The sequence below is a fragment of the Catalinimonas locisalis genome, assembly GCF_038039535.1.
GTDB lineage: Bacteria > Bacteroidota > Bacteroidia > Cytophagales > Cyclobacteriaceae > Catalinimonas.
Genome location: NZ_JBBPHP010000055.1, coordinates 16,827 through 35,939 on the forward strand (window position 1 = coordinate 16,827; position 19,113 = coordinate 35,939).

General features: G+C 37.3%; 18 protein-coding genes. 9 read left to right on the forward strand and 9 right to left on the reverse strand.

Going from position 1 to position 19,113, the window contains the following annotated elements; genetic code table 11:
* Positions 1-652 precede the first annotated feature (652 nt).
* Complete coding sequence (locus tag WJR50_RS31005) at positions 653-1,285, forward strand: recombinase family protein (RefSeq protein WP_341297220.1); 633 nt, start codon at positions 653-655, stop codon at positions 1,283-1,285.
* Between the two features lie 204 nt (positions 1,286-1,489).
* Here WJR50_RS31005 and WJR50_RS31010 read toward each other — a convergent pair whose 3' ends face one another.
* From WJR50_RS31010 to WJR50_RS31035, 6 genes are all read right to left on the reverse strand, one after another.
* Positions 1,490-3,361 (reverse strand): outer membrane protein assembly factor BamB family protein, encoded by a 1,872-nt coding sequence (locus WJR50_RS31010; protein WP_341297221.1) that lies wholly within the window; start codon positions 3,359-3,361, stop codon positions 1,490-1,492.
* 260 nt (positions 3,362-3,621) lie between these two features.
* The gene (locus tag WJR50_RS31015) at positions 3,622-4,476 is read right to left on the reverse strand and encodes a helix-turn-helix domain-containing protein (RefSeq protein ID WP_341297222.1); all 855 of its coding nucleotides are present in this window, start codon (positions 4,474-4,476) and stop codon (positions 3,622-3,624) included.
* A gap of 143 nt (positions 4,477-4,619) precedes the next feature.
* On the reverse strand, positions 4,620-5,447 hold the full coding sequence (locus WJR50_RS31020; protein WP_341297223.1) for an Rpn family recombination-promoting nuclease/putative transposase: 828 nt from the start codon (positions 5,445-5,447) through the stop codon (positions 4,620-4,622).
* Between the two features lie 87 nt (positions 5,448-5,534).
* A complete protein-coding gene (locus WJR50_RS31025) occupies positions 5,535-6,434 on the reverse strand; it encodes a hypothetical protein (RefSeq protein ID WP_341297224.1) in 900 nt (299 codons plus the stop codon).
* Between the two features lie 2 nt (positions 6,435-6,436).
* Complete coding sequence (locus tag WJR50_RS31030) at positions 6,437-7,222, reverse strand: ParA family protein (RefSeq protein ID WP_341297225.1); 786 nt, start codon at positions 7,220-7,222, stop codon at positions 6,437-6,439.
* Positions 7,203-8,594, reverse strand: a complete 1,392-nt coding sequence (locus WJR50_RS31035) for a replication initiation protein (protein WP_341297226.1) — start codon at positions 8,592-8,594, stop codon at positions 7,203-7,205. The genes WJR50_RS31030 and WJR50_RS31035 overlap by 20 nt, the downstream gene beginning before the upstream one ends.
* A gap of 1,023 nt (positions 8,595-9,617) precedes the next feature.
* Between WJR50_RS31035 and WJR50_RS31040 the strand changes: the two genes are divergently transcribed.
* From WJR50_RS31040 to WJR50_RS31075, 8 genes are all read left to right on the forward strand, one after another.
* Positions 9,618-10,772 (forward strand): hypothetical protein, encoded by a 1,155-nt coding sequence (locus WJR50_RS31040; RefSeq protein ID WP_341297227.1) that lies wholly within the window; start codon positions 9,618-9,620, stop codon positions 10,770-10,772.
* 197 nt (positions 10,773-10,969) lie between these two features.
* Positions 10,970-11,566 carry a hypothetical protein gene (locus tag WJR50_RS31045; RefSeq protein ID WP_341297228.1) on the forward strand — a complete coding sequence of 199 codons (597 nt, stop codon included), beginning with the start codon at positions 10,970-10,972 and terminating at the stop codon, positions 11,564-11,566.
* 79 nt (positions 11,567-11,645) lie between these two features.
* Positions 11,646-12,578: an HNH endonuclease gene (locus WJR50_RS31050; protein WP_341297229.1), complete on the forward strand. Its 933-nt coding sequence runs from the start codon at positions 11,646-11,648 to the stop codon at positions 12,576-12,578.
* Positions 12,579-12,784: 206 nt separating this feature from the next.
* Positions 12,785-14,230 (forward strand): Y-family DNA polymerase, encoded by a 1,446-nt coding sequence (locus tag WJR50_RS31055; RefSeq protein ID WP_341297230.1) that lies wholly within the window; start codon positions 12,785-12,787, stop codon positions 14,228-14,230.
* A 32-nt stretch (positions 14,231-14,262) separates the two neighbouring features.
* Positions 14,263-14,916: a thermonuclease family protein gene (locus WJR50_RS31060; protein WP_341297231.1), complete on the forward strand. Its 654-nt coding sequence runs from the start codon at positions 14,263-14,265 to the stop codon at positions 14,914-14,916.
* 60 nt (positions 14,917-14,976) lie between these two features.
* The gene (locus WJR50_RS31065; protein WP_341297232.1) at positions 14,977-15,987 is read left to right on the forward strand and encodes an HNH endonuclease; all 1,011 of its coding nucleotides are present in this window, start codon (positions 14,977-14,979) and stop codon (positions 15,985-15,987) included.
* A complete protein-coding gene (locus WJR50_RS31070) occupies positions 15,980-16,351 on the forward strand; it encodes an HIT family protein (protein ID WP_341297233.1) in 372 nt (123 codons plus the stop codon). The genes WJR50_RS31065 and WJR50_RS31070 overlap by 8 nt, the downstream gene beginning before the upstream one ends.
* Positions 16,352-16,685: 334 nt before the next feature.
* Positions 16,686-17,363 carry a hypothetical protein gene (locus WJR50_RS31075; RefSeq protein ID WP_341297234.1) on the forward strand — a complete coding sequence of 226 codons (678 nt, stop codon included), beginning with the start codon at positions 16,686-16,688 and terminating at the stop codon, positions 17,361-17,363.
* Between the two features lie 564 nt (positions 17,364-17,927).
* On the opposite strand, the gene WJR50_RS31080 is transcribed toward WJR50_RS31075, so the two are convergent.
* The 3 genes from WJR50_RS31080 to WJR50_RS31090 are packed head-to-tail and all read right to left on the reverse strand — an operon-like array spanning position 17,928 to position 18,828.
* Positions 17,928-18,098 (reverse strand): hypothetical protein, encoded by a 171-nt coding sequence (locus WJR50_RS31080; RefSeq protein WP_341297235.1) that lies wholly within the window; start codon positions 18,096-18,098, stop codon positions 17,928-17,930.
* A 3-nt stretch (positions 18,099-18,101) separates the two neighbouring features.
* Positions 18,102-18,509 (reverse strand): helix-turn-helix domain-containing protein, encoded by a 408-nt coding sequence (locus WJR50_RS31085; protein WP_341297236.1) that lies wholly within the window; start codon positions 18,507-18,509, stop codon positions 18,102-18,104.
* The gene (locus tag WJR50_RS31090; protein WP_341297237.1) at positions 18,493-18,828 is read right to left on the reverse strand and encodes a type II toxin-antitoxin system HigB family toxin; all 336 of its coding nucleotides are present in this window, start codon (positions 18,826-18,828) and stop codon (positions 18,493-18,495) included. The genes WJR50_RS31085 and WJR50_RS31090 overlap by 17 nt, the downstream gene beginning before the upstream one ends.
* Positions 18,829-19,113 lie beyond the last annotated feature (285 nt).

Consider the following 19,113-nt stretch of genomic DNA (forward strand, 5'->3'; position numbering starts at 1 on the left):
CTTTCTTTCTATAAAGAAGAAAGATGGAAAGCAGAGTGTAATAATATCGTTAATTGTGTACTTTGATGAGAAATATACTTTGTAAATTTTTAGAAAAATGTACGCTCCTTTTGTAAAAGTTGGTAGTTGATGTACCTAATTTACAGTTCATTTTTGTTGACTTATTCTAAGTGGAAAATTTCCCTTTCAATCACCTTCTCTCCTAATCCGCCCGATACCTTCGTATTGAGCATAGTTGGCTTTTTTATTCAAAGCTCGCACTTTTGAGCGCAAACTGTGCGCTATTCTGCAAACAAGTTCGCGCAAGTCTTTCCTCTGTATTATGAAGCCCCTCTTTGTTTGTAAATTCTCCCCTCCTACTCTACCCTTTTTTCTTTGGCAGTAGGTTTGGCAACTTTTTTTACCAAAAAGTGCTAAAACCCGGTTCAGCATTCACAATGCTAAAAGGTAGATAGGATCATGACTTTTCATTCCCCTGAAGTTCAGGGTAGCTAAAATATTAATTTCCAATGCTGTCAAATTGACTTGAAGGACATTATAGAAAAAACCCTCCTTTATACGGTAATGATAATTTGATGAAAATCACTAGCTTTAAAGTGTTTATTATTATAAATAAATATTAATATTTAGGTTTTCTTCTAATTACCAAGAAATGAGTAAAAAAGTTGCCCAACGAACTGTCGCCTATCTTCGTGTCTCTACCATTGATCAGGACCTGGAAAAAAACAAAGCTGATATCCTTCACCTGGCCAATGAGAAAAATTTAGGAAAGGTAGAATTTATGCAGGAGAAGGTTTCCGGAAAAATCTCTTGGAAGCAGAGAATGATTGGTCAACTCATTGAAGAACTTAAAAAAGGAGACGTGATTCTACTAAGTGAATTTTCTCGCTTAGGTCGTAGCATGCTGGAATGTATGGAGATCATATCTATTGCAATGCAAAAAGGAATCAAGATTTATACAGTTAAGGGTAACTGGCAACTGGACAATTCTATTCAGAGTAAAGTGATGGCCATGGTCTTTTCTATGGCTTCCGAGATTGAAAGAGACTTGATCAGCAAGCGTACCCGCGAGTCTCTGAAAGCCAAAAAACTGGCTGGTGTAAAACTAGGCAGACCCAAAGGGCCTGGAAAAAGTAAACTGGATGTCTACCGTCCTGAAATCGAAGCTTTACTATCAAATGGCTCTACCCAAAAGTTTATTGCGAATCGCTACAAGGTTACAGAAGCCACTTTGTCAAATTGGATTAAGAAGAACAACATTAAAAAACACTTAAGCTTACCCTGATGACGAATGCTTATTATTTTTACTCATAATCCCTTGATATTTAGTAAGACTAGGTCACTTAATAAGGGAGTAATTTTTACAGAAAACGCATAGGCAGTTCTGAACAATGAAGATGACAGCAGTACAAATTCTCAATTAAATTATGTTTACAGCCAAATGAATTAATCTTCTAATCGGGCATAAAGGACTGGAAAGTCACTGGAGTTATTTTTTCTCTATTTCAAAAGCAATCAGTACATTGCCACCAGCTTCCCCCAAAAAACCATAACCAGAATTGACGAAGAGCATACCGTCCCAGGCCACTGGTGAAGGGCCATCTATGGTGCCACCCTTACCTGTAACGCCATTGACAGTAGTAAACTCTTGTGCAGTATTAAATTCCCAGAGGATATCTCCTTTAATCGCGTCGTAAGCACGTACATTTCCGTCTAGGCTACCGGCAAACACCACCCCCGGCACCAGCAGTGGAGCAGCTGAATTGCCCCAAAGCGGAGGACTTTCATGATAGGGGGTTGGCTGTTGCCAAAGAACTTTACCGGTTGCCACTTCCAGCGCATACAAACCGGGACTAGGCCTTAGCGTACTGTCCCTTTTGTCAATAACATCAGTACGGTCATTGTTGGCTGCATAAAGATAGGTGCCATCGGTAGCCATACCCCAATGTACGCCTCCCAATACACCTCCTTTACCGATGCGGGTTTGCCACAGTACCTGACCGGTAGCGGCATCCAAAGCATGCACAACACCCGACTTCTGCCCCGCAACCAACATATCTTTTCCATTTTGTGGTCGGATCAGCAGCGGAGCCATGCCAAAGTCCAAGTCTGGACCAACATTATCAGGACAGTTAGGCTGGCCAGGACAGGATGTATTCCAAGTATCTTGTGATGTGGCTTGGAAAGTCCATATTAGTTTACCAGTATTCAGATCTAGGGCCTGAACAGCATCACTGGTGGTTGTGGCCGGTGCGGTATAGTTCTCACCTGTTCCAATGTAAACTCTATTTCGTAGCGTATCAATAGTAGGACTGCACCAGACAGGAGCTCCTGAAGGTCCATAGAATGGATCTCCATTCCTCTTAGTACCGCTTACTCTTGCTTGTTCATCTACAACCCTGTGACGCCATTTTTCTTCTCCCAATACAGCATCCAGCGCCACTACTTCACCCGAAGATGTGCAGCAGGCATAGGTGGAATCCTTGGAAGAAAATACTTCTAAGGAGGAAAGAGGCACAATGACCTTGTCTGCATAAACAGCCACTGAACCAGTGACAGAAGATTGAGGGTGTTGCCCTACTCTTTTTTTCCATATCAACTTACCAGTGGCTACATCAAGTGCATATACATTGGTAGAGAAATCTGCAAAATAAGCTCTTAGGCCCTGAGATAGTTGTGCTACGAAAATAGAACCCCGGATGGTAGCATCTGCTGTAAAATGCCAACCTATTTTTCCTGTTTTCTGATGGATGGCAAACACATCTCCAAACTGAGAACCTATCAGTAGCCATTCTCCTACAATGGCAGGCTTATTTCTCATCTGCAAAACTTGTGGAAAAGCAAACACCCATTTGACTTGCAGCGTTTTCACATTTTCAGGAGTAATGCCTGCTTTACTGCCTGGAATAAAACCTGTACCCTCCTTATTGCCTCCCCAGCCTGAATATACTTTCACATTTTCGGGCAAAGAAAATGAAGTGTATGCTGAAGAGGGTAAGACAGTTTCTTCTAAAGGCTGGCCATTAATCCATTCTGCCACAGCTTTACGTTGCTCATCGCTTAAAGCTGCTGCTTGTATGAACATTTTCCCTGTTTTTAATGATTCATAAATGGCTCTGGTGTTCATTTGCCGTAACAAAGAAAGTTTTGGAGCGGTTGACTGGAGCGAATCGGCATGGCATCCTGCACAGGAAGCAGCAAAAATTTGCTGCCCAACTGGGAAGTTAATTTCCTTTTTTGGAGTGTTATTTACTTGTTGTAGTTGTAGTCCAATGGTAGGAAGAGAAAACATTGACAAACTTGCAATGGGTAAACAAGTAATGGAAAGCTTTACAAGATAGTGGATCAACTGGCCATTCATAGATATAACTTTTTAGTGAGTTTGTATGAAAAGCTTTCATTTCAAATATTGAGCAAACTAATCCCTAACTTTTGCCTGTATGGCTAACCCATGATTACTAAATTCTTAAACTAAATAATATTTAACTATGCATTTGTTGAGGTGTAATTGTAATTAATTATGTGCAGAATGTTTGGTTAAGGAAAAGGTTAACATCGTCATCTTCAACAATACCAATTTATCCTTTTGAAAGCTGAAATCACTGTAAAAATCAGACAATTTTAATTGTCTAAATAATCGTCTATTAAATATGTTATTAGCTCTTGAAATTGATAAGGGGTAACATTAAATCTTTCCTGAAAATCATGTAGTAAGTGAGGTATGTCATAATAGCCAGCCAAATATGCTATATCATTTAAATTTACTGATGGACTCTGATTGAGTATTTCAGATACATGTTGCCATCTCCATATTTTTGCATAGGCTTTAGGAGATATACCCACCTTCATTAAGAACTGGCGGTTTAAAGACCGTTCACTCATACAAAACTCATCAGCTAATTGAGATATTTTTACCTTACCCCTTGATTTAATTATTCTATTTACCACATGATAAATTCTGTCTTGCTTTACAATATTCCAATCCGATAGATTATGCATAAATAATTCATCCATCCACTTACCATCAAAGGTTCTGTTCTTTTCCTCCTTTCTTAGGCTTCTCACAAAATTACTTTTATTGGCAAGTACCTCCCTCAAAAGCAAATGTTGATTTGTAACTTCAGTCATATTTTCTTTTAAGAAATGATAGCCAACTACAGGATGGATCTTGGCAATATTCAAATTTCCCTTTCCACAAAAATTTGCCTTACTAGGCTTTTTTGATAATAAGCCATTTATATAAATGGGAGAACCATTGGTTTCTTCAGATTGATAATGATCAACTTTTATCATTAGATTTTCTCCATTCAAAAAATTTAATGTGATAAAACCTATATTTGGAAAGCATAAGTCAAAAGGTATGTCAGATTGCACTTCTATTGAAAGGCAAGACAAAGTTATTTTTTGCACCTTCCTTTCAGAGGCAATCACATTAATATGAGGTTGCTGAACCTTACTGTAATTAGGATTAGCCATGGCAGTGAATATATATTAAATAATTCGCTTATATGTTAGCCACCTCTACCTTACCCTGAATGCATTAAATTTAATTAATGTTAACGTTTTGAAGGTCTTTTTTGCCTGCGATTTTAAGACATAGATGCCTGTAAAAAACAGAACTACAATTTTTCTATTTCTTCTTTAGTCAAACCTGTAGTCTCTGATATAATTTGAAGATCTACTCCTTTTTGTTTTAGACGTTTAGCAATTTCAATATCTCTTTCTTTCTTAGCAGTCTCAATAATACTGTAGTTGTCTCTATAGGTCTTTAAACTTTCTTCGTATGCTTTCATCTCTTCTGGCTTTAATTTCGCTATTTCTGCTTCACTGAACAGTTTTTTAAATATCCTTTCCTGTAATTTAACGGGGATTGACTGCAAACGATGCAGATTCTTCAATACATACATCCACTTGTCAAAGTGGCTCTCCAATTCTTCTTCTTCCTTACGGAATTTAGGCATTTCCAGGTAGATAAATGTCAACTTTGCATAAAATACTTCATGAGTATACTTATCTAGCAGTTGAATCTCTCTTAAATATCGCTCCTTCTGGCTTTGGTCTGGAAAACTAAAATTGAGGATGCCCACAGTATAAACTGCTTTCAAATAATAATCCCAATCCTTGCCTTTGGGAGCCTGACTTTGAATAGGGAAAGTTGAGTAGAAGATACTTCTATCTTTAAAATACAGCTGCTTAACATTCTGTAGCTCGATGATGAACTTCTCTCCTTTTTCATTCTCACAGTACAAATCAAAGATGGCTTTCCTATCTGTCTCAGTGTTGCCTAGATTTTCTGTATTCAAATAGGTCAGATCCTTTATCTGTTCCTTATCAGAGAGGACCTGGTTAAGAAAGTCTATCAACAACTCTTTATTGAATTCTGTCCCAAACAGCTTTTTAAATCCAAAATCTGTAAATGGGTTTATATACTTTTCATTATTTGCCATAATTTTTAGGCAACCATAGACAACGTTGCCTTTAATATTTGATACTTAAAAGCTGATATGAATTAAGTCAATGCTTTTGGAAAATTGTTATTTCAACATTTGCTCTAGTTTATCCAACATCACACGTATTTGCTGAATATCCTTTGCCTTACTTTTAATAGACTTTTTCCTAAGGAGAGTTATTATTTTATCACGTGACTCATTGAATACATCAGCTGGGCGTTTCTCTTTCTTTCGCTTACTTCCTTTTTCTTGTATAAGTTTTACTACATCCGATGCATCATCTATTCTAATATTTCGTGTTTCTAGGGGAAACTTACCGAGTTTTTGAAGCAAAGATTTTTTTATTTTTATGCTTCCTGCGAGTATAGATTGCTTCAAAATAGGATTCGCAAAACCAACCTTCTCCAACCCGCTTGCAAATTCAGCATCTCTTCTTATAGTGGCAGGTCCTACTTTGTATTCTTCTGCAAGTTTATCACTTGTCTTCAAGTGATCATTTTGATCACTTGATTTTCTATCTCCACCATGTCTGTCTTTTTCCCTATTGTATCTTAATCCACGTAAGTAGCTTCGTTGTTCATTAGTTAAATTTCTTCGGCCAAGTTGGTTAATAATCATCCAATCTTTTACCGCCTCAAAACTTGTAAACTCTAAGGGCTTAATATTATATCTTACATTTAAGCCTTCCTGTTGAAGCTTCAAAATTATACTATGACGATTATACCCATCAATAAGTATATACCTTCCACTCTCATCATCTTTCCATACTAAAAGCGCATCTCTTACCCCTTCTTTACGAATGCTATCTTCCAATAGACTAAGTTCTTCATCTTTCAAAGGGGGTATAAAACTGCGTAAATTATCATCTAACACTATATTCTCAACACTAGGTCTTTCAAAATTAGATTTGAAGACTTCATCAGTATTTACCCTCTTTTCAGTAGACTTTCTAGCAGCTCTAAGCTTATCAACGGATTTACTCATAATTACTTAACACGATTTAGCACTTCTTCTGACAAAGAGCGGTAATCATCTGCTGCACTAGAAGAAGGAGCATGCATAAAAATATCTTTCCTCAAGTACGGGGCTTCCATCAGTTTAGTAAGTTGTCGTATCCTAGTTTTGAATACCTGCCCATTGTAAGCCTCTTCAAGATCACTCGCTACAGCAGTTCCTATGATAGTGTTTTGGTTATAAAAAGTAATTAATATCCCAAGACACTCAATTTTTTGATTAATAATTTTTTTCACCTGATTATCAATCATGTTCTTTACTTCTGCAACACCACTGTTTGAAAATGAACTTCCTGCCTGGGCAGTAATAATATAAGAACTAGCAGCGGTTACTGCGTTAGCTGTGTAGACTCCCAATGAAGGAGGGCAATCAATAAGAATAAAATCATAATCACCACTTACAGGCTCAATAGCCTGTTTTAACTTATAGTTACGATTATAGTCTTCATTTAATACGTTTTGTATAGAATCTAAAGCAGAGGAGGAGGGAACTATATGAAAAGTGTCTTCCACTGCAATAATTGGCAAAGGTGCTTCTTCACTATAGCAGTGATAAATCGTTCTTTCATTCTCTCCAACCTCAACACCAAGGCCTTCTGTCAAGTTTGCCTGTGCATCATTGTCAATCACTAATACTCGCTTACCCAACAGAGAAAGCGCCTTCCCAAGGTTAATGGTAGTTGTAGTTTTTCCTACACCACCTTTCCGATTTAAAACTGCTATAACTTCTGCCATTAGTTTATATTTCTTCTTTCTCAAATAAGCTTGGTTGCTTTGCTATCATTACATATTGGCTTGAACTATTTTTATCGGTTTCTAGAGCAATTCCGTAAGATTCATAAGCCCATTTCACAAATGTCTCTTCAAAATTAGGAAGTTTTTTTGTCCCTATAAACACATCTCTTATATGTTCAAGATTTTCTGCATCATAATTAATCTTTCCATTCTCAATCAAATCTTTTCTAAACATTTGGGGAAGAGACAAAGCATATGACTCAAATTCCATCCAGTCCCTATCAGTAAAGTTATCTGATATTTTCTGTTTTTGCCCTTCACGATGATCTTTAAATTCACCTAATAACCTTTCTATGAAAATCTTCTGTTCTTTTTTCTTCAAAAGTACTTCTCTCCTTTTTTCACCTTCTTCTTTACGCTTCTTCTTGACCTTATTTTCATAAGCAGATTTTGGTTGTGCATTGTCTTCAATTAGAGTAACTAAATATGCAGCTGCATTTTTTATCTTTCCTGCTTCAAACCGTGTTTTTGTCTCTTCAACAAGTGCTTTCAAATAGGAGGGGTCTTTCTTTTGCTCATCCACATACTTTGTGATCTGCTTATCAGTTATTCCTATGTCTGAGAGCATTTGTTTGATAGTAAAATTTACTCCTTCCTTTTCTTTTTCTTCCTTCAGTTGGATTGAAGACTTAAAAGGAACAGTTTTACGATTTCTATGGATTTGAAATTCTATCGCATTAATTTTTCTACCTTCTTTAATTTCATTATAACTAAAGTAGATATCACAGCTTTTTCTTAAGTCTTTCTCAGCTTGCATGATAACTTTCTTTTTAAACATGTTGTAGCTGCGATACTTATCTTGGATTTCAAGCTTTTTCTTTAGCTCGTCTACTTCCATTATACGTCTGCCAATAGTCTCATACTGTTTTAAAAACTCATAAATCCGCATGCTATATGAACTTCTTAGAGAAAGAACATTAGTATCATAGAACGAAGTAAATTGAGCTTTTAATTCTAGAAAATGTGGTTTCAGTTCAGGTACAAAACGGATAGCGATTGTACCATTTGCACTTTTATGCTTGGAGTATGTAACGAAGTGAAATTGCTCCACATCTCCATTCTCATCTTCAATTTTTATGACACGCTGCATCAACCGATTCACGATATCTACCATTCGAGAGTAGAGGGCTTTATTATCCTTTAGCCCCAGATCATCCTTAAAATCACTAATTCGTAAGTAATAGGTTTTGAAATCTTCATCACCTTGCTTTATCTGCATGGCCATAAGATAAACAATCTTCATCTCGAGAGGTGTTAGCCGATATTCAGCATTCACCAAATGATTACTCTTTACAATTAAGGCATTGGGTGGTCTAAGTGTAGTAGATATCTGCATCTTCAAGCAGTTAGGTTTGATGCAAAATAAACTTACCTAAAAGGAAAAGCAACCTTTATAATTTTCATGGTTGCTTTTAGTACTCAAAAGGTTGCTCTTATTATGATAACCTTTTCTAAAGGGGGTTAAAACGCTGTATTCCGGTTATTTACCCTCAAAAGGTTGCTTTTCGCAGCTTTGAAGGAAGTTTCCACACACACTAAAAGGTTGCTTTTAAGCATAAAATGCTAATTATCAATGTTTTACAAGTTATTCAAGATTAATATTTTCATTCACCCTCAAAAAGTTGCTTTTAGTACTCAAAAAGTTGCTTTTAAGTACTCAAAAGGTTGTCATAATATTCCTCAAAAGGTTGCTTCTCATGTGTAACAGACTGATTTATAAAGACTTATAACAAAACCCCTCAAAAAGTTGCTTTTAGTACTCAAAAGGTTGCTTTTAAGTGTTATAAAGAACTGAAATACAATGACTTACGACCACCTAAAATATCGATGTTTCGATTAAAATATTAAAACATCTTCGATGTTGTTTATTTTTTAATAGTTTAAAAGCAACCTTTTGAGAAGGTATTGCTATTTACCATAGAAATATTGGCATACTCTCCGGTTAAGATGAATTATACAAATCATCTGGCTTACTTCTTAGCTTATATGTTTTGTTGAAAAAAAAGTTGCGCCAAAAAAAGGGTAGGAGATAGGTGAGAGATAAAGTATTTTTTGACATGCTAATTTCACATTCAGTTAATTTTTACAGTTAATCATTACTGAAAAAAGGAGGGTTTATTATATAATTTTCTACAAGTCAAAATGACTTTTCAGTATAATGCTAATCGGCAATGCTCAGGGTATGAATAAATAAAACAATTTTAGGGAAATCTCATATGCCATTAAAATACCTATTAATGGGTATTTTCTCCATTGGTAGTCACCTGTAACTTGCCATTTGCAAAAATGTCGATTGTTATATAAATCTCGAAAAATGCCACTATCAATCTACCGGTGCGGAGTTTTTCTCTGGCTCTGTATGTTACTACCATTTTCTTACACCTCTGCCCAAAAGATAGGTTTTGCCAAATCAATAAGTACCATCGTAGAGCAATTAGGTAAGGATAGTACTCTACATTATGTTCCCGTTGTTCTGGATAAAGACCTTCCGGACGGAAGTGAGGCTAACGTTATTGTCAAAGCGACTACAATCGGCTCAGCCTCGTCCAGTGATTATTCCTTTAAGGAGGACCGACTTTTGTTCAAAGAAAAGGACCAGCAATATGTCCAAATTGTTATTAAGGGTAAACCACTGGCAAAAGGAAGCCAGTCTATTGTCCTTGAACTGGTAGATGAAGATGGGGCAGATTATGTAAATGATAAAAAGAAATACCACACTATTGTTATTGACTATGTGAATAAATACAATCCTTACCGCCTTTCCATTGGTGCCAGTTTTGACTTTTTTGAGAACCTGAGTGCTACAGATTTGTATGGGGATGTCTATGTTTTCGTGCCATCTGTCACCGAACGTATTGGATTTGAGGTGGGCGTTTACCAAAATCGATCGGTAAGTATTGATTCATTTGACATAGATTCGCTGAGTCGCCCTATGCGATTTGATCAAGTTACAATAGAGCGTTTTGAAGAGAATGGGATGTCCATGGTTCGCTATCAAGAACGCGGTATTCGTATCAATCAATCACAGGTGACAATTGATAATTTAGGCTTCTACCTCACCACGGTATATGACACACAGTTAAAATCTGAAAACTTTTCGCTGTATGGAAATATTTACTTTGAACTAATCCGACGAGAATTTACCCATAAGTATAACATTGACTATGTAGATTCTGTGACCCGGGTGGTAGCAGAAGATTCATATCGAGGGGACCGGCGCTTTTTACCAAATTTTAGACGCAGTCAGATTGAAGCTTTTTTCGGATTAGGCAGCACCATCCATTATCTGACCCCAGCAATAGAAGTACTGTTTAATGCTAATTTGGGCTATACACGTACAACAGAATCCACAAAACTTAATGCAATAATTCGGGCCCGTATTATTGAGGGAACTACGGGTATCAAGCTCGGTGTAGACTATCGGGGCACCCCTTATACAAGTGAAGTATTTACGGTTTATGCGGCCAAAGAAGTAAGCTTGGCCAAGATTGTGGATCTGTTTACTAAAAAGTAATCATCTCAAAGTCAAATAATTTAGATTTATGTTCATTTACATGTAAAGCTCATACGAAGAGCAAACTTGATTGTCCTTCCAAATTTCAAAAGTTAACTCTTCTACAAAAAAGGATAGAACATTATTCATGTATTATTGATCGTAAACTATTCATTAATGTTGATGAACATCAATGTAGATTTACGCAAAAAACAATAATGAGCAACATACATGTAAATAGAGCAGGAACAGCATATACCTATGACCAAAATGGTGTATTACAGTATTTATGTCAATACTGTGATACATGGTTTGAACCTACCACAAGATTCAAACAGAAATACTGTGGCGATTCCTGTCGTACCATGGCCAGTAGAGAGCGAAAACATGGAGTTGGGGGTACTTTGGAGAAGAAAAGAGAAGCTACTTCAAATTCAGACCTACTAAAACAACTAAAGGTCATTGAGGAAATGACCGTGAGTTCTATCAGTAATATGTATGAAAAGTTGCTGAAAAGACAATATGAGCATGAATCAAAGCTAAAAGCAGAAGTCATCAATATGCATGGCACTGTCAAAAAGCTGTCTGAGCAACTCGATCTGCTAATGTTAATCACTGCCATAGCTCCAGTAGTATCCCCTGCGGTAGCAAACTGGTTAAGACAGTTAGCTACTGGTGAGAAGCCACCTATAGAAGGAATCAAGGATGAGTTAGCAACGATTAAGAATACATTAGACGAAGCTAGTCTTCAGCAACTAAAAAAACACTTAAAAAGTCAAGAACTCCAACAAGTTGCATCTTTGATGGGGCTATAACTAGCCGAATAGTATTATCTTTAAGTTCGTATGGGAATTTAGGTATCATGTGAAAATTACAGAATACATATTATAAAAAATGAATTATTGGTGGGTAAATCATAAACAGACATTTACAAAAGAGTTTGAAGGAGGATACATATGGTCCCCTCAGAAGAATAAGAATGGATCAGTTAATCAGACATATAATAACCTTACCTTAACCCAAGCAGGAGATATCATTTTTTCTTTTGCAAACGCTCATATCAAAGCTGTAGGAGTAATTGAAGAAAGTTTTAAAGAATCGGATAGGCCTGTAGAGTTTGGGTCAACCGGGGATCAATGGAACGAAAATGGCTATTTGGTGAAAGTAAATTGGATCAAGCTTGAGGACCCACTTAAACCTAAGAATTATATTGATGAACTTAGTCCACTCTTACCTCAAAAATATTCTCCAATTCAAGCAAATGGCGATGGTAATCAAGGTTGTTATTTGGCCTCAATTAATGAAGACCTATATAACCGTCTCTTAGCACTGATCAAGAGAAATAATGGATACATTTCAGGAAACCTTACTGAGTTACAAACTACAGTTAAGGAACAAGAAGAAGAGCAAAAAATAAAAAGTAAATCAATACCAGAAACTACAAAACAGCAACTCATCAAGGCTAGGGTAGGGCAGGGGTTGTTTAGGAATAATGTTATTAAGTTAGAAAAGAAATGTAGAGTTACAGGAGTGAATGATGAAAGGCTTCTAATTGCAAGTCATATCAAACCTTGGTCTGTATCCGATGATGAAGAAAAATTAGATGGTAACAATGGATTATTGTTGAGTCCTCATGTGGATCGTTTATTTGATAAAGGTTGGATAAGCTTTACAGATGAAGGAGAAATGTTAATTGCTGAAGAAGTAAGACCTATTATAGAACAATGGAAGGTGCCAACTCATACCTCAGATTCATTCCGTGCAAATCAGAAATCCTATTTAAAATACCATAGGGAGAATATTTTTAAGGATACCCCCCTTCAATAAGTCAATTTAGAGAAAATTCATCTTATTGGCCATATTATATTCTTTATATAAGAACAAAATGCACTCTAAATAAGTATATTTGGTTAGAAATAACTAACCACATGCCATGATAACCAGTAAAAAAGTAGATAGCAGCTTAGCCTTGACTGCTTTCTCTCCGCATCTCAAGCCCATACATTTCATTTTGCAATCTATTTCCCATAGCTATGTTCGCCCTTGTAGATTGTAATAATTTCTATGCCTCTTGTGAGAGGGTGTTTGACCCCAGGCTGGAACGAAATCCAGTTGTGGTACTTTCCAACAATGATGGATGCATCATTGCTCGTTCAGCAGAAGCCAAGTCTTTAGGCATCAAAATGGGTGTTCCTTTGCATGAAGTAGAAAAGCTGATCAAGCAGCATAGGATCAAAGTCTTTTCCTCTAACTACCCACTCTACGGGGATATGTCCAAAAGAGTGATGAATGCCTTATCTTCACTAATTCAGGACGTTGAGATCTATTCTATTGATGAGTCTTTTCTGGATCTTTCCGGATACAGGCATCTATATGAGAATCTGGAGGATTTGGCTTTACAGCTGAGAGCTACCGTGGCACAATGGACAGGTATTCCAGTATCCATTGGGGTGGCCCCCACAAAAGCCCTTGCCAAAGTAGCCAATAAGCTTGCCAAAGCGGCTAGTAATCGGGACCACTACGCAGCGGGAGTCTATGTATTGGAGCATGAAAAAGATATACTCCAGGCATTGCAGCAAACTGAAATTGATGATGTGTGGGGCATAGGCAGAAGGTATGCTCAAAAGCTCAAAGCAAGAGGCGTGGCTAATGCCTATCAGTTTACCAAGGCCCCTGAAAACTGGATTAAAAAGGAAATGACAGTAGTGGGCCAGCGGCTCTATCTTGAGTTGAAAGGCTTTAGCTGTATGCCTTTAGAGTTGGTAAGCAAGCCTAAGAAGAATATCAGTGCCACTCGTTCTTTTAGGACACCTATCAGCAAACTAGATATTCTCAAAGAAGCCATTGCCATGTTTGTCACACGGGCAGCAGAAAAGCTCAGAAAACAGCACAGTTGTGCCAATGTGATTATGGTATTCATCAGGACCGATATTTTCAAAAAAGATGCGCCTCAATACGGTAATAGCCAATCAGTAGCCCTCCCGGTACCTACTAACAATACTTTTGAGCTCATCAAGTACGCGCTACGCGCACTAGAATATATTTACCGTTTAGGCTACGATTATAAAAAGGTAGGGATTATGCTCTCTGGTATAGTTCCGGAAACACAGCAGCAAACCGGAATGTATGATCAAGCCAATAGAAGCCGAACGCGCAAAGTAATGCAGGTGATGGATGAGATCAATAGCAAATTAGGCAAGTTTACAGTACGATCCGCTGCTATGGGCGATGGTAGTAGTGGTGCCACGGTGCAAAAAAGATTATCTAAAAGGTATACCACGCAGTGGAGTGATATCATAGAAGTGAATGCCAAAGGAGCCAAAAAGCCCAATACAGTAGCAGTAAAAAAAGCACGCCCGAAATCAAAGCTAAGCCAAACTCAAAAAGCAATACTAGCTAAGTTTCAGCAACAAGCTCCCTATTACTTACAAGACCCTAATAATGCTGGAAATCCGTTTTTAACCGTTTTGGCAAACTAAGAAATTAGCGTGTATAAATATTATTTTTGAGTATGTATAGAATTTATTGCGGGCTGGTGTACTTATTTGTACTACTATTATGTCTGAACAGTGCGTGGTGCCAAGTCTATACCGGTAAAGTGGTAGCTATTGCTGATGGAGACACTTTTACCCTGCTCACCGAAGACAAGACACAAAAGAAGATTAGGCTCTCCCAAATTGATACCCCTGAAAAGGCCCAACCCTATGGACAAAAAGCTCGGCAGGTGCTCTCCAGTTTGATATTTGGCAAAGAGGTGAAAGTAGTGCAAGAGGAAGTAGACCGCTATGGCCGCACCGTGGCAAGAGTATATCAAGAAGATATTGATGTCAATGCTGAAATGGTACGCACCGGTGCAGCCTGGGTGTATCGGCAGTATGCTAATGATAAAAATCTCTACGCACTTGAAGAACAAGCCAAAGCAAGCCAAAAAGGACTATGGGCCTTGCCTAAATCCCAACAGGTGCCTCCCTGGGAGTGGAGACACGGGGGTGTGAAAGCTGAAAAACCAACCCAAACAATGCCAAAGGCATATGATTGTGGTGCCAAACGCTATTGTAAAGAGATGACAAGTTGTGAGGAAGCCAAATACTACCTTGAGCATTGTGGGCTTACCCGTTTAGATGGAGACAAAGATGGGGTGCCATGTGAAAGTTTATGCCAATGACACTATATTACCGCTTTGGCAATACTACGCGTAATGATTGGATAAAGTGATGCCTATCAAATGGGAAATGAATTTGAAGATATAGATTTCTGGAAAGCCATTATTTTATACGGGCTGAATAACGCTACCTATAAAATAGCCTTAGGCAAAGCCTTGTTGGAGCTCTCTAGTCAAGAAAGGACCAGCCTGGATTGGGATGAGCTGTCTGAGGCTTTTTTCATACAGTATCTAGATCGACTTGATGTTCAGCATCCCCTTCCACAACAGTCTAATCCTGCCAGACAAACGGTGATGGAAAGAATTGTGCGAGAATACCAGAATGCTAGGTTAACCCAAACAGAAGCAGTGCAGCGCGTGGGTAGGTGTGGCTTCAATGATGTGATCCCTAGATTTCAAACCATCGGCAAAGACAAGGCACTGATAGCTGAGAGATTCTATGAATTTGACTTTGGCAAAAGGCTTATTTTAAAAGATCCTCTCTTATCTATTGCCAAAGCTGATCATACGACCCTGTTGGACGAATTAAATGCCCGGTGGAGTCTATTAGAAGGAGCATTTAGCATATACCAAGAGAATTGGCAGCTTTCTAATGACATCAGGCAAATCTATTTGCTTAATGGATATCAACGAACGGATTTAACTTCTAACATACCTTTTTTGCAAGGCTATCAAGGCAATGTCTGCTTTTACTGTGGCGAGGCTATAGAAAGTCATGATGTACATGTTGACCACGTGCTGCCCCGACAGGTGTTACAGCACGATGAAGTCTGGAATTTGGTGCTTTCCCATAGCCATTGTAATGTGAGCAAGTCTGACAAGCTGGTAGGCAATCACTATCTGGAGAAACTCATTAAGCGCAATGAAAATATCATGGGAAGTAATCATCCTTGGAAGAAGAAAATAGAAATAACACTGGGTAATACACCCAAAGGCAGGAGAAAGGCATTGTCCAAACATTATGAGAATGTCAAAAGTGTTTTAGGTGCTTATTATTGGGGAGGTGTGGAAGGCTATTCTGCTGAACAGGATGCCTTCTACAGAAAGTTAATAACCAAGCTGAACAATGGATAAAAGTGTATTCTTAGAGATTTCTCAAGAAAATTGGCTAGCCCAAGACGAATATTTCTTTATCATCAAGGACCAATATCACGTTTCACCTGGTCATCTCTTAATCATCAGCAAAGTTGTAAGAAAGGATTTCTTTGATCTGAGTGAGTCAGAAAAAGAAGCTTTGCCTAACATGATAAAAACCGCCCAGCAACTCATAGCAAAAGAACACCAACCCGATGGCTACAACATAGGCATGAACTGTGGTTCCGCAGCTGGGCAAACAGTGTTTCATTTCCATTGCCATGTCATACCACGTTATCAGGGAGATATGGAAGATCCACGGGGTGGAGTCAGACACTGTGTGGCTGGGAAAGGTTACTATTGATAGATATACAATAGAGGAGAAATTTGTTATATTACATGTATGAATACCTCACCATTTATTAACCAATCCTGAGGTAGCTTATTAGATATGATTAACGCCTTCTCACCCCAAATAGCACTGTCTCTTAGATTTAATTCATAAGGCCCAGGATTGGAAGACCTCCTGATTCTTGTTTGGGTTCTGGAAGGTAGAGCTATACGTGCTTATTATTCTCCTTTAAGTAATTCTAGGACTTTATAATACGATATGAAAAAATTAAAGCTGAAGAGGTGCTCAAGCCAAAAGAAGTAGCACTTGATTAATAAAGGATGATATATCTTCACACAATAAACCTATGATTGAGAACTTAAAAGTTGGAGCAACTTTAACGTTTACTGTTGATATCACTCCAGTTGTTCCTGCCTTACCTGCTGGACATGGCCCTGAAAACCGATCAGATCACCAAGGGACTCTGTATATTACTCCACCACAAAGAGAAACCGAAACTTCTACTTTAATAAACAGGAATAGGCCAAGCATGTTAATGCCAAGGTTTAAAGAAAATTTGATTCCTTACCATATGTCCTATATACCATTTGCTGGAGCTAATATCTGTTATTGTCAATTCAATCAAATGGTGGTAAGTAATGGTTTTCAAGGATGCTTGATGGCAATTTATATGTATTTTGGTAACAGAAGAGTAGCACATGTATTTTCTTCTTCTGTTCCTGCACAAGATACAAAGACTGCATTCAAAAATTTGATGAATCAAGCAGGTTATCAATTCATTAAATACTTTAGGCCGTTTTCAGGTAATAATGATGAGGATTTCCATGTCAATGTAGTAACGAGAGGGATGGCAACACATCCACCGTTAATAGCTGCTCCTAATAAGGTTGAGACCTTAGGAATTGTCACTTCAAGTAATGAATGTTATTCTGTTGATGTTAGAAAAATAGGTAATGATAATCGTACTTTTGATGTATTACGAGTACGAAGAAAAATGCCTGTTCGCCATCTTGGATTTATATAGTACCATAATATTATCAAGCACACTCTCATATAATATAAACAATATTAAATAGTATTAATTAAAGTACAATAACTTTAATTATGTTAAATACAAAACAATTAAATATAAAAGGCAACATCCAAATTTCAGTACTTTTTTTACTAACAATAGTGTTGCATTCTTCCTAATCTAGAGAACGTAAACTGCAAAATTGGTAATCGGGGTGTGATGCTTTACCTAATATTAACACAATTTAATATTTATTCAAATAATTTGCTTTTATATTGAATGATATTCAATAATATACATCATTTTTTAATACAAAAGCAACATATTGGTGTTTTTATCGTAAACTCTAATGTAAGTAACAAAGAGTTTTAATAACCACAAAAAGAAAATTTTTATGACCAATATAAGAAAGATTACCATTCGTGATGAAGTACAACAGAGGAGAACAAATATTAAACAACTTAACCTTTTTGATATTGCGGGTAATTCCTATGGAGAAGATCGAAACAGATCTATGCGAGATGGATTCTATTTTCGAAGGAACCGCTTAAATGATTTAATATCATAAAGTCTCATTTACTGAATATCAAAGGCAATTCTATCAATAGGATTGCCTTTTTTGTTAAAATGGACTGCTGCCATAAGGGCCGATGAGCGGTAGTTTTCATTCACTATTTTCTTAATGTGGAAATTGATCTTCTCCTTACGACATAGTAAGGTGAGTTTGTTCAGGTCTCGGCGGTTCATCCCTTAAGCATGAGTAAGCCTCTGTAGTTTCTTTTGTGCCTGCGGTGGTAGCTCATACTTGTCCCTGTCTTCAATCAGAAGATCGTAAGGTATATCCAAGTACTTATGAAGATTGTAAATGATCTTCATGGTAAGAGGTCGCTTCTTATTCAAATACTCACTTACCCTGGTAACACCTCCAAAGATAGGAGCCACATCCTTTTGCTTCAGATTCATCTGTTCCATCCTAAACTTAATGATCTCTACCGGATCAGCTTGTTCTTCTACTGGATAGTGTTCTGCTTCAAAGGTTTCAATGGCACTAGTCAACCGGTCCAGCTCTTCAGCCTCCGGACTGTCTACATCTATATCAGCATGCATTAACTCATAGACACGGGCTAACGCCTGGTTATATTCATGCTGAGTTTTCAAAAAATTTGCTTTGCTCATAAGTTATTTGTTCTACGTCAACTTTGTCATATTCTTCATGAGTTAAAAAGTCAATCACGTAAATGATGCCGAACCTGTATTCGATATCTACGATCAGGCGAAATTCATTGCCTTTGATATTAAACACCACTCTCTTTGAATTGATAATACTGGCATTCCTGTAGTGTTGTTTTAACTCCTGTGGGTTACGATAGTTAGATCCTTTTATTAAAGCTTTCCAGCTACCTACATGTTCCTTGATACCACGACTGTGGTAATAAACAATGGCACGATTTAGCGTACTCTCCTTGATGATTCTCATGCTGAATCAATGTTTGTGTTTTCATAAAGTTGATCATGACTGTTAAATGTTTACCGACAAATAATGCCTACTAACAATAACTACAAACGCAATATATAAAAAGTTACCCAAAAAAGGTAACTCACCAAAATATTTTCTTAGTCAAAGAAAATTGGCAGGAAGAGTTCTACTTTTTGTTTAACATAATTAAAGTTATTGTACTTTATGGTGGCGCATCCGAAAATTAGTCAACACACCTACTGGTAACTCTTTATTAATCAACCATTTAAGCATGATCACTTCAAA

Bases quoted from the DNA above. Each gene is read 5' to 3' on its own strand.
- WJR50_RS31005 (WP_341297220.1), top strand. From the start codon at position 653: ATGAGTAAAAAAGTTGCCCAACGAACTGTCGCCTATCTTCGTGTCTCT.
- WJR50_RS31010 (WP_341297221.1), bottom strand. From the start codon at position 3,361: ATGAATGGCCAGTTGATCCACTATCTTGTAAAGCTTTCCATTACTTGT.
- WJR50_RS31015 (WP_341297222.1), bottom strand. From the start codon at position 4,476: ATGGCTAATCCTAATTACAGTAAGGTTCAGCAACCTCATATTAATGTG.
- WJR50_RS31020 (WP_341297223.1), bottom strand. From the start codon at position 5,447: ATGGCAAATAATGAAAAGTATATAAACCCATTTACAGATTTTGGATTT.
- WJR50_RS31025 (WP_341297224.1), bottom strand. From the start codon at position 6,434: ATGAGTAAATCCGTTGATAAGCTTAGAGCTGCTAGAAAGTCTACTGAA.
- WJR50_RS31035 (WP_341297226.1), bottom strand. From the start codon at position 8,594: ATGCAGATATCTACTACACTTAGACCACCCAATGCCTTAATTGTAAAG.
- WJR50_RS31040 (WP_341297227.1), top strand. From the start codon at position 9,618: ATGTTACTACCATTTTCTTACACCTCTGCCCAAAAGATAGGTTTTGCC.
- WJR50_RS31045 (WP_341297228.1), top strand. From the start codon at position 10,970: ATGAGCAACATACATGTAAATAGAGCAGGAACAGCATATACCTATGAC.
- WJR50_RS31050 (WP_341297229.1), top strand. From the start codon at position 11,646: ATGAATTATTGGTGGGTAAATCATAAACAGACATTTACAAAAGAGTTT.
- WJR50_RS31055 (WP_341297230.1), top strand. From the start codon at position 12,785: ATGTTCGCCCTTGTAGATTGTAATAATTTCTATGCCTCTTGTGAGAGG.
- WJR50_RS31060 (WP_341297231.1), top strand. From the start codon at position 14,263: ATGTATAGAATTTATTGCGGGCTGGTGTACTTATTTGTACTACTATTA.
- WJR50_RS31065 (WP_341297232.1), top strand. From the start codon at position 14,977: ATGGGAAATGAATTTGAAGATATAGATTTCTGGAAAGCCATTATTTTA.
- WJR50_RS31070 (WP_341297233.1), top strand. From the start codon at position 15,980: ATGGATAAAAGTGTATTCTTAGAGATTTCTCAAGAAAATTGGCTAGCC.
- WJR50_RS31075 (WP_341297234.1), top strand. From the start codon at position 16,686: ATGATTGAGAACTTAAAAGTTGGAGCAACTTTAACGTTTACTGTTGAT.
- WJR50_RS31080 (WP_341297235.1), bottom strand. From the start codon at position 18,098: ATGAACCGCCGAGACCTGAACAAACTCACCTTACTATGTCGTAAGGAG.
- WJR50_RS31090 (WP_341297237.1), bottom strand. From the start codon at position 18,828: ATGAGAATCATCAAGGAGAGTACGCTAAATCGTGCCATTGTTTATTAC.